Here is a 10,659-nt window from a genome sequence, read left to right as displayed (position 1 = left end):
TGTTGTTGCTTTACGCGCTACGCGCCGGTATATTTTAGAAATGTGCGTAGGATGCGCGTTTCTTCTACGTGGTGGTGTCCCTTTACTTTCCATTGTCCATCTACTAATGTGCCCAGTATTGCCGAGCTGTCGGAGGTATAGATAATGGACGGGAGCCAATGCTCACGTCCCGCCTGTGCCAACAAGGGCGTGCGGGCATTGTATACTACGGCATCCAGGGGCTGGCCTATGGCGAAATAGTCGGTGGATTCGACACCCATTGCGCGGCGCCCGGCTGTCAGTGTTTTATGAACCAAGGTGCCCGCGCCGTCATCAAACGTATTGCGTTTGTGCGTTGTGAAGCGCTGGGCGTAATCAAGCCAGCGTAAATCTTCCAGTGGGTTGAGGCTGATGTGACTATCGGTACCGATAGACCAACTACCACCCTGTGCTGCAAAATCTGTCAGACGGAAGATGCCGTCGCCGAGGTTGCCTTCCGTGCCCGGGCAAAGAACAACGTTCGCTTTGCTGGCTGCCAGTCGGCTCACTTCGTCGTCGCTCAGGTGGGTGCAGTGTACGATGTGTACCCGCTCATTCAGGGGGAGATTATTCAACAGCCACTCTACGGGGCGTTGTTTCAAGTGGGCTATACTGTCCGCTACTTCCTTGCGTTGCTCGGCTGCATGCAGGTGGAAAGGTATAGTTTTGGGTCCTTCCTGCATGACGCGTATAACATCGGGCGCTTCTACCGCCCGGAGAGAATGAACGCCAAAGCCCAGACGTGCTTGCGTGTATGCTGCCACGGCGTGGGCGGAGTCATCCAGCAATTGGAAGTATTCGTCGGTTGTGTTGGAGATAAATCGAATCTGTCGCGGCTGCGGTGCTGCACCAAAGCCACCTTTCTGGTACATCACGGGTACGAGCGTGATTTTGATACCGGTAGTCTTTGCCGCGGCAACGAGTCGCTCTCCCATCTCAGCCAGGTTGTTATAAGGCTTGCCGTTCTTGTCGTGGTGGAGGTAGTGAAATTCGGCTACGTGGGTATACCCGCGCTTGAGCAATTCGGCGTATAGCATGGACGCGACGGCTTCCATTTGGTCAGGGTCCATTGTGAGCGCACAGCGGTACATGGCCTCGCGCCAGCTCCAGAAGTCGTCGTTCGAGCCGGTGGGATGTTTTTCGGCCATGCCGGCCATGGCAAATTGAAACGCATGCGAGTGTGCGTTTTGAAAGCCGGGGATCGCCAGGCCTTGTACTGCTTCGATGGCTACTGGCGCGGCCGGTGCGTTGTCGGCTAAGTATTGAATGATGCCTTGCGCATCAATGCCTACTACCGCCGGCGAGAGCCAGCCACCCTGTAAGAGAAGGCCGGTGAATTGATAATATTTCAGATCGTGTTGCATGCCTTATTGCTGTAGCTGTATGGCAAGATTTTCAAGTGTACGTTTTAATACCTTCTGCATGGCCGTGGCGCGCTGCAGGTCGTAGCGTAGCTCGGTGTCGTCCATATAGTGCACTTTGGTCATTTCCAGTTGCAGTGCATTACGACCGCTGGCCGGTGTGCCGAAGTGGCGGGTAATCGTACCACCTTTAAACGGATGGTTGTGATTTACCTGGTATATTGTGCTGCGGAGTGATTGCAGCGCGGTCTGGGTCAGGGCTGCATAGGCTGCGCGGCCGTCGGCATCGCCGAGGATTAAGTCGGGAAGAGCGTCAGATTGGATGGTGGGTACTACCTGGCGAATGGAGTGACAATCCCACAGTAATACTTTTTTGAACTTTGCCTGTAGCCGGGTCAGGTGCTCGTCCAGCTGTCGGTGGTAGGGTCTATAGTATAGATCCAGACGTCGCGCTACTTCGTCTGCGGCAACGTCTTTACGTTCGTCGTTATATAGTGGGTTGCCGAGGAAGTCTGTCGTGGGGCACAAGGCTGTGATGATGCGGCCGTCGGTGTAGAGCGGCTTACTGTCGGGGTCGCGGTTCAGGTCGATCACCCAACGGCTGTAGTTGGCCGAGATCATGGTAATGCCCATGGAAGGAACAAAGCCGTATAGCTTGTCAACGAACCAGTCGGTGTCATCGGGTTCCTCGGTCCGTGACGATTTATACTGGTCTTTGATGTCGTCCGGAAAGCTTGTGCCGCAGTGCGGCACGCTGACCAGAATGGGCAGCTCTTCTCCTTCGGCCGGGTGAATCGTAAAAGCATTCATACTGCGTGTGGCTTAACGATCAGCCTTACGTTTCTTCTTTTTCTTTTTAGATGACTGCTCTTCGCTTTGCTTGTGCTGGCTTTCTTGCGTGGCTTTTTGCAACGCCGCCTGGGCCTGCTCAAGCTCTTGTGTCTTCAGGCGAAGTGCATCCTGGCTTTTGGCCAACTCTGCGTTCAGCTTGTCGAGCTGTTGCTGGTTGTTGGCGGCCATGGTGTTTAGCGAGAGGCGTTTCTTCAGTGTCATGATGCGGCGGAAGCTTTCGTCGATCCGCTGGCGGGGGATCTCGCCGCGTTCTACCATGCCGCGAATGATGGTATGGACTTTGTCCACTGTACGCTGGTCGCTGCCGGCGATGTTGTTGGAGAAGGTCATGATGTCGACACCGCCCAGTATGGCCATCTTGATGGCTTGCTCAAAGCCGTAGTGTTTGGTGATGGCCTGCATCTGCATGTCGTCGGTAAAGATTACGCCTTTGAAGTGATACTGGCTGCGCAGCAGTCCCGTCAATACATCGGTGGAAAGTGTGCCCGGGAAGCCGTTTTTGTCGAGGTTGCGATTTACAATGTGCGAGGTCATGACGGCATCTACATAGCCCGAGTCGATTAGTACTTTATAGGGCTTCAACTCTTTTTCATTCCAGGTGTTTGTAACATCCGCCATGCCCAGGTGTGTATCATCTTTTGAGCTGCCGTGACCGGGAAAGTGTTTGAGCGATGTAAGCACACCGTATTTACGGTGCATTTTTATTACTTCTTTGGCCATCCATGCCACGGTGTCTTCGTTTGCCGAGAAGGCCCGGCCGTGTTTGGCGATGATGGGATTGGTGGGATTTGAGGCGAGGTCGACGACGGGTGCAAAGTTTACGTTAATGCCCAGTCCGGCCAGTGTGGAGGCCGTTGACTCGCTATAGAATCGTACGGAGTCGAGGTTCTTCGCCTTTGCCATGTCCGCGGCTGTGATCGACTTTGGAAAACCGTATTTGTCTTTGAGCCGGTTTACCTTGCCGCCTTCCTGATCGATGGTAATAAACAGCGGGATCGGTGCTGCCTGTTGATATGTCCAGGTGATCTTCTTCAATGCATTAAAAGAATTTTTCTGCGGAATATTCTTTTCGAAAATGAGAATAGAACCCACTTTGCCCTGCCGTATTTCGCGCAACACTTCCGAATCGACATCGGCCTTTGGAAAGCCGATGAGGATCATCTGTCCGATCTTGATGTCGAGGCTGTCGGTTTGTGCGTAGACGTGGGGTGTTGCCAGTAGCGCCGTGAGGCTCAAGCACAGATAGGATATGTGTTTTTTCATCTCAATAATTCTCATGGATTTTCTTCAGGGTTTCCTGCATGTGCTGCCGGATGATGGCAGTTGATGCGGTATAATTGTTATGCATGAACGAGAAGATCAGCAACCGGCCGCTTTTTGCGACCAGGAATCCGCTCAGGCAATGGTTGTTGCTCAGTGTGCCGGTCTTGCCATAGATATAGGGCGTGTCGCTTTTGTAGTACCTTCGGATGGTGCCTTTCGAACCACCGATTGCGAGGAGTGGAAAGAGTCGCTCGCGGGGCACGGTGTGATATATCTTTTCCCACAGTTGCACGATGGCTCTTGGTGTAAACAGGTTGTAACGCGATAGGCCCGAACCGTCTTTCCATACCGGGGTGTCTACCAGGTCGTGGAGGTCATGCTGTTTCATGTAGTTGATGGCGATCTCGGGTTTCAACGTATCGCTGATTACGCCGGCGCAAGCCAGCAGGAGTTGTTCCGCGATAAAGTTGTCGCTGTCTTGCATCATGACGCGGTACAGGCTGTCAGTGGGGATACCGTTCAGTGTTTTTGTGCCGAGACGCACTACAGGTTTCTCCAGTACGGTCACCAGGCGTTTTAGGGTGTCGCTCAGCAACTGCGCTATCAACAGGGGGCCGGTTTTAAAGGGAATGGTAAAGGTCTCGGTCGAGGGCTGTTCGCCGGGGTGATATATAAATTGATTTTGATCGAGGTTGCGAATAATAACTGGTTTTTTCTGAGCGGCTCCTGGCAGAATGCTGGTGCGGAAGAAGGGCGGTACTACCTGCACGGTGCTGCCGGCAGCGGTAAAAGTAGCCAGGTTGCCATAGATCGGAAGGGAGCTTCGTTCAGCGGCATAGTAGTCGTTATAGTCGTCCCATGCCCACCCCGGACCATAGAAAGCGGTCGGGAAATTATCGGCCGCGAAGTATAGTTGTTGGGGAGCGCCTTTTAGAAATGTATAGGCTGTGCCGTTCGTGAAAACAAACGGGTATAAGAACGATGGGTCACCCGTGCCCCAGAAGATAAGTGAATCACCGCGCACCACGTACTTCAATGCGGGAATGGAGTCGCCCAATAGCTTCAGGCTTGTAAAGAAGGTAAAGATCTTGGTATTTGAGGCAGGCGTAAAGTATGTGCTGCCGTTGTAGTCGACGAGCTTTTCCTTTTTAAGCGGGTCGTACAGAACAAACCCGACGTGTTCCTGCAGTGCAGCTTCTGTTTGGTGGAAGTTTTTTTGCAGTGCCCTGGGTGACACGGGCGAGCAGGCGTAAAGCGTCGCGACGATCGCTGGGAGAAAAAAGTGGCTTACTGCCTTACTGGTGAATGAGCGAACGCTATACTGCATGCCAGGCTATTGCAGGTATCGCTCCCGGAGGATGTTATAGTGGTGCAGCTCGTGGCCGGCGATGACATAGCCCAGGTGGAATACGGACAGTGTCTTGCCATTCGCGGTTCCCGACCGTTGCAACATCTCTGGTGTGAAGCTTTTGTATAGATCGACAGTCGACTGGCGTACGTGCATGGCTTCTTGTGCTATTTCGGCCAGGGTGCGTCCGTGGGCATTGGCTTCGGGGGCGTAGTCGTTTTCTTCAAAGCCGTGCAGGGCGGTCTTGTCGTTGCGGGCGAAACGCAGGGCGCGGTAGGTAAAGATGCGCTCGGCGTCGATCAGGTGACAAAGGAGCTCTTTGATCGTCCACTTGTCAGGACCATACCGGTATTCGCCTTTGGCTTCGGGTAGTGTTTGTACCAACTCGGCCATGCGCTTGCGCGCGATGTCGAGGGCGTCGAGAAAATCGTACTCTTTTGCCAGGGTTACATAACCTTTGTAGCCCTCGGGAATTACCGATAGATCTGGTCTTGCCATGTCCAAAAATAACGAAAGAACATGAACACAAGAAGCCGGATGGTGGCGCTTAGTCTTTTTTGTCGTCGGCCGGGGCGGCCTCGGGTGTCAGGAAGCGTTGCAGCCTGCCGGCGAGCGTACCTTCCTTCAACATGACGTTGCGGAGGTAGCCTTCTACAGGCAGGATCATCAGGGCGACCACCACCTGTATAAAGAAATCAATGACCGGACTGGTGCGGGTCTCAAAGGTTTTGGCGATGACTGTCTGAATGAACTGTAACAGCATAATGATGGTGAGCAATGACAGCACGCGGCTGATAATGCGGAAGCGACTGCTCAGGCGCATCGAGAGCATCACGAGGGCTGAGAAGACAAAGAACTCCAGGGCATAGAACCAGGGGCGTTTCCAATAGGGCGGCAATACTTCAAAGGCTACGGTGGGCAGCTCGCGGATCTTGCCAAAGATGTCGCGTGATTGTACCATCAGCACGTAGTCGTTGGAAGGCAGGTAGGCAAAGTTGATGATGTTGTTGCTGATGGACCAATCGGACCATTCGTCTTCCAGGCCGGCCAATTGATAGCGGTATTCAATGGACTGCGGTGCGAGGTAGTCGGGCTGAATAACGTCGAAGGTCAGCGAGCTTTTAGTCTCGTCCAGGGCGAAGTCGCGCAAGTCCATCGTTTCGTTTTCGTTGCGGGCGGCTTTGAGAAGCGGCTTGTTGCCGACTTCATAGGGCGTCAGTTTTTCACCATAGAATTTATATAGCTCGTTGTTGCCGGTTACGACCCAGAGGTTTTCGCCATTTTGGTCAATCGTCACAAAGCGTAGGTTCTGCAGCAGGTTTAACAGTTGCAGGTTGCTTTGACCATGTGTCTTGCCGAGGATGTTCCAGGTGCGGCCGTCGTTGTAGAGAATGTCTTCGCCGTCGGAGAAGTGCAGCAGGGGCTTGGGTAGCGAGTCGATGCGCACAAAGGTTTGCTGCGGCTCATCGAACCGGAAGAAACCATCTTTGTGGGCGAGGACAATATCTTTGTTCCAACGCACACACGCAATTTTGTTGAGGGTGGGGTTGCTGATGGGCAGCCCCTCGACATTCTTTAACGTGCCGGTGGTGACGTCCAGGTGGTATACTTTGTCGGATGCACACAGCCAGAGGTCCTGGTTGTTACCATCCGTGATGGCTTCGATGTCGTCGTTGATGGTGCTGAGAATGGATGACGGTACCCACCCTGTTGCGCCGGGTGTGAAGGCACGTACTTCGTCGTCGTAGGTCGATACCAGCAGCATCTTTAGGTTGCGCGAGGCATAGGCTATCCGCACGGGCTCTTCCAGGATGGGTCGGGCGGTCAGGCCTTCAATCTCAAAGGCGCCACCCAGGCCAACGGCAATCAGTTTGTTGTTGACGATCACCAGCTGTGTGATCTTGGCATTTATACCCTGTACTTTTTTATACCGATACGTGGTGGTGCGGAGTACGCGCTCACTCTTTTTGATCCTGCGTTTGACGGTTTCTGGTTGTGGTGTCACCGACGGAGTCGTCGGTGTAGTCGCTGTGGTGGTCTCCGCGGGTCTGGCGGGTGTTACGACCGACGCACTTTCTTTGCTGCGATTCTTCTTCAGGAAACGGAGCAATCCTTTGCGCTTAGGCTCCGTGGCGGGCTGGGCTGTTCCGGTGGTGGGCGTGGTCGGCGTTGTTTGTGTAGCGGGTGCCGGTGTCGCCGCTTGCGTAATAGCGGGTGCCGGTTTCTTTTCTGTCACTTCCGTGAAGTACGTAATCTCATCGTAGAGATCTTCTTTCTCCAGCTTGAAGAGTCCCACCGACGTGCCGGCGTAGACGTTTCCCTGGAAGCCCCGTGCGCAGTGCAGGTTGCCGGCAAGTCCGTTGTAGTGACTAAAAGAGCGGAAGGGCAGGTACGGTGACACGCGCGTAAAGCCATATTCATGGGCTGCCCAAATGCTTTGGCTCTGATCACTCATCAACGCATAGACTTCGTTGTCGGGCAGGCCGGTATTATAGTTTACGATCTCTTGTGTTTTACCGGTACTGGCTTGTACGAAGATGAGGCCGCCGCGCAGTGTGCCCAGCACAAACATGTCTTTGTTTACCCATGTACCGCTCACAATTACACTGGCGCTGGCATACATTTCGTCTTCCAGCACGATCAAACGGGGCTTGAGATTTTCGCCGACGAGGTATACGTTGTTATCAGAAAGGCCAATGAGGTATTGATTGTCGTAGCCTTGCGAGAAGACCACTTCTTCGGTGTTCGAGAAGTTTAACCGCGACCGCACCAGTTTGTTTCCGTCTACTTTGAACAAGCCCATGTGGGCGGTGTTGACGTATACTGCGCCAAAGATCTCAAAGATGCTGCCGAACGCACCGGTTTGTTTGGTGGCGCTTATGGTAAGCGTAGTCTGGCCGGGTGTTTCGATGTAGAGCGAATTTTCGCCCACGAAGTAGGATTTCTTTTCCTGGATGAGGCATTGATAGACGTCGGTAACGCCTTTGGGTGAAATAACGGTGGTTTTGGGATTGCCGATCTTGCGGGGCGCAAGGGTACCATAACCGGCCGCGCCGGCCCAATAAAGCTCGCCCGAAGGAGTTATTTGAATGGAATATACGGCGCCGTCGTTCAGCAGCGTGTTCCAGTTCCGGCCATCAAATTCGAGTATACCGCGGCGTGTGGCAAAATATACCAGGCCGCTTTTTTCCTGAGCGATATCAAAACAGACCTCGTCAAACCGATCTTCACCAGGCGTGTAGTGCGAAAGGAAATAATTTCCTGTCTGACTATACAGCTGAAGCGAAGCCAGCAGCAGGAGGGTGAACACAGTAAATTTCATATAAAGCCAGGTGTCTCAAAGTTACGGAGTGTAGCCCGTGAAAAGTAGTGACCGGTTAAAAAAGAATAGCGATGTAATATTCATAAACAGATACTCCAAATTAGTAGCTTTATAGATGGCTTTTGACTACAGCATTATGCACCTGAAACGGTTGTTTTTCTGTTTACTGTTACTGGGCCCCGCGTATTGCGGACGGGCCCAACAGGATGCGTACACGTTTGTTTTCCTAACAAAAAACGCCAACGCCGATAAAATCTCGCAGACTTTGTTGGATTCGCTCATGAAGGGGCACATGGCCAATATCAACCGCCTGGCAGCGGAAGGCAAGCTTATTGCGGCAGGTCCCTTTGATGGTGGCGGGGGTATTTTTATCCTGCGCACGGCTTCGACGGACCAGGCCAAGGACTGGCTCAGCACCGATCCGGGAATCCGTGCGCGCCGATGGGAGGTAACGTTACATCCCTATAAACCTTTGATCGGCTCGGTCTGCGCGGTGAAGGAACCGTACGAAATGGTGAGCTATGCTTTTGTGCGTTTCGATATGGTCGTCACCAAGTTTACGGCACAAAGCTACCCTGATATCCTGCGGCGTCACGAAGAGTTTGTCAAGAAGCTGGCTACGACGGGCAACGTCGTTACCTACGGTATATTGGGTGAGCACGATACGGGCATCCTGGTCATGAAAGGCGAGGTGCAGCGTGAGGTAATCGAAGCGGACCCCGGCATACAGGAAGGGTTATTTGAAGTGCAGTATAAAACGCTGTGGATCGCCAAAGGTTCGTTCTGCGAGCCGAAGGAATAAATTATTGATGCAGCTCGATAGGCCCCGGCCGTTCATCCCCCAACGAAGCCGCGGGGTCGAATAGGAATTCCCGGAAGGGCTCCCAGATTTTGCCACTGTGTTTTAACAGCACGAAACTGCCGACATTAAAGCGCGCGGAGAAGGTGCGTTGTTGAAATTCCTCCCATGCCTTTGCAAACAGGGGCTTTTTCAAGTCGCGGAACGCCAGCGTGAGGTGTGGATGAAAGGGCAGGTCTTTATAGTCAGCGTTAAAGAGGTTCAGGCTGCGTTTGCAAAAGCGGTGCAGGTCTTTATTCAGCGCGTTGAGCAACGGGTTCGCCTCCACGTCGATGAAGATCACGCGTGGGGGGAAGGCCTTAAAGTTTATCAGCTCTACCTTGAAGGCTTCACGACCTGTGGCAAACTGTGTCAGGGCTTCCAGTAGGTCGCCTTCCTTTTCTTCCTTCCACTTAAAGGGCATATGCAGCGTGATGTGCGGCGGCGAGTTGAGGGAGGCTTTGCTGTTGTACTGGTCGCGGAAGTAGTGCTTCAGTCGTAAGGCATCATCGGACACCGGGGGTGGTGGGATAATCGCAATAAAGTATTGTCTTTCCAGTCTTTCCATGCACTTTTCAGACCCGGAAATTCGAAAACAAATTCTGTATCTAATAATCTTTCCCCATAAACTTTTCTAAAAGCCCAGGTGCGGAAGAAAGCCTTTGCCCCGTTCGCTTCTTTTCAGAATCCCACGCCAGGTAATGCTATAGTAGCCGATTGCCAGGGTCCACGCAGGTACTGTCAAGAGAAGAAGACGTGTGTGTTTATTGGCGAAGTCTGCCTGGATAAGTGGAATTAGAACAGCCAGGTACAGCAGGGATGCAAAGAGGTGTATGCTTTTAAGCTTTCGCGATTTTGCCTTGCGGAAAACGGATACAAGTGAGCCAATTAACTGCCAGGGTCCCAGTATTAACTGAATAAACAGTATGCCCAACGGCCAATCGCGGTCGTGCGGATTAGATGCGATGATTACGGCCACACCGATGAACGAAGCTATTACTATACACAGGCTCTGTACAACAAGATCAATATATTTCCCGTAGAGACGCATACCCAAATATTTTTAAGTGTCTAATCTTTTCAAACTTTCAATCTTTACTGAAATTAAAAGGCAAAATAAAAAGCTACTTGAGTAGCTTGATGATCGAGTTCCAGAACCAACTCTCTTCCGCTTTGATAAACGTCTCGAGCAGGTTGTCTGACTTCTCGGCGAAGTTCTTCAGGTCTTTTACCACCTTGCGGAATTCTTTTGTTTCGTCGGTGCCATCGTTGGATACTTCGCTTACCTCGCGTAGTATTTTTAAGATTGGCTCCAGCTCGCGTTTTCTCCGTTCGCGTGCTACCTGGCGGGCCAGGCTCCACGTGTCTTTTTCCGACTTGAAATACTCTTTTCTCTCGCCGGGTATGGAAACGCGCGACACGATGCCCCAGTCCAGCAAGGCCCGGATGTTCATGTTCGCATTGCCACGGGAGATGGCGAGTTCCTGCATGATCTCTTCTGTCGAGAGCGGTTTGGTCGAGATCATGAGCAAAGCGTGAATCTGCGCCATAGTCTTGTTGAGGCCCCAGCTGTACCCGAGATTACCCCACGCCTGGATCAGTTCTTCCTTTGCTTCTGTGTATTTCATACGTACCAAAGATAGTAAGAGTTTCGAAA

At 52.5% G+C, this 10,659-nt stretch carries 10 protein-coding genes; 1 reads left to right on the top strand and 9 read right to left on the bottom strand.

What is annotated here, in order from left to right:
* Positions 1-17: 17 nt before the first annotated feature.
* Genes hutF through K7P01_RS11915 form a run of 6 tightly spaced genes read right to left on the bottom strand, consistent with a single transcriptional unit; the run spans position 18 to position 8,164 of the window.
* Complete coding sequence (hutF, locus tag K7P01_RS11940; RefSeq protein WP_267293213.1) at positions 18-1,382, bottom strand: formimidoylglutamate deiminase; 1,365 nt, start codon at positions 1,380-1,382, stop codon at positions 18-20.
* Positions 1,383-1,385: 3 nt separating this feature from the next.
* Entirely contained in the window at positions 1,386-2,189 is an 804-nt protein-coding gene (locus tag K7P01_RS11935; RefSeq protein WP_267293211.1) for an N-formylglutamate amidohydrolase, read from the bottom strand.
* Between the two features lie 12 nt (positions 2,190-2,201).
* Complete coding sequence (locus tag K7P01_RS11930; RefSeq protein WP_267293209.1) at positions 2,202-3,509, bottom strand: glycoside hydrolase family 3 protein; 1,308 nt, start codon at positions 3,507-3,509, stop codon at positions 2,202-2,204.
* Complete coding sequence (locus K7P01_RS11925) at positions 3,496-4,821, bottom strand: D-alanyl-D-alanine carboxypeptidase/D-alanyl-D-alanine-endopeptidase (RefSeq protein WP_267293207.1); 1,326 nt, start codon at positions 4,819-4,821, stop codon at positions 3,496-3,498. The genes K7P01_RS11930 and K7P01_RS11925 overlap by 14 nt, the downstream gene beginning before the upstream one ends.
* A gap of 6 nt (positions 4,822-4,827) precedes the next feature.
* The gene (locus K7P01_RS11920) at positions 4,828-5,340 is read right to left on the bottom strand and encodes a DinB family protein (protein WP_267293205.1); all 513 of its coding nucleotides are present in this window, start codon (positions 5,338-5,340) and stop codon (positions 4,828-4,830) included.
* A 49-nt stretch (positions 5,341-5,389) separates the two neighbouring features.
* Positions 5,390-8,164, bottom strand: a complete 2,775-nt coding sequence (locus K7P01_RS11915; protein ID WP_267293203.1) for a triple tyrosine motif-containing protein — start codon at positions 8,162-8,164, stop codon at positions 5,390-5,392.
* Positions 8,165-8,279: 115 nt separating this feature from the next.
* Here K7P01_RS11915 and K7P01_RS11910 point away from each other — a divergent pair, with 115 nt between their 5' ends.
* The gene (locus K7P01_RS11910; RefSeq protein WP_267293200.1) at positions 8,280-8,966 is read left to right on the top strand and encodes a YciI family protein; all 687 of its coding nucleotides are present in this window, start codon (positions 8,280-8,282) and stop codon (positions 8,964-8,966) included.
* A gap of 1 nt (position 8,967) precedes the next feature.
* Here K7P01_RS11910 and K7P01_RS11905 read toward each other — a convergent pair whose 3' ends face one another.
* The 3 genes from K7P01_RS11905 to K7P01_RS11895 form a co-directional block, all read right to left on the bottom strand.
* A complete protein-coding gene (locus K7P01_RS11905; RefSeq protein ID WP_267293198.1) occupies positions 8,968-9,570 on the bottom strand; it encodes a 2'-5' RNA ligase family protein in 603 nt (200 codons plus the stop codon).
* 66 nt (positions 9,571-9,636) lie between these two features.
* A complete protein-coding gene (locus K7P01_RS11900) occupies positions 9,637-10,053 on the bottom strand; it encodes a hypothetical protein (RefSeq protein WP_267293196.1) in 417 nt (138 codons plus the stop codon).
* A 73-nt stretch (positions 10,054-10,126) separates the two neighbouring features.
* Positions 10,127-10,630, bottom strand: a complete 504-nt coding sequence (locus K7P01_RS11895; protein ID WP_254082427.1) for a GbsR/MarR family transcriptional regulator — start codon at positions 10,628-10,630, stop codon at positions 10,127-10,129.
* Positions 10,631-10,659 lie beyond the last annotated feature (29 nt).

Origin of the sequence: Parachryseolinea silvisoli, assembly GCF_021190955.1 — a bacterium.
In the GTDB taxonomy this organism is placed as follows: Bacteria; Bacteroidota; Bacteroidia; order Cytophagales; family Cyclobacteriaceae; genus Ohtaekwangia; species Ohtaekwangia silvisoli.
The sequence above is the reverse complement of the archived record's forward strand: the minus strand, read 5'-3'. Positions and strand labels throughout refer to the sequence as shown.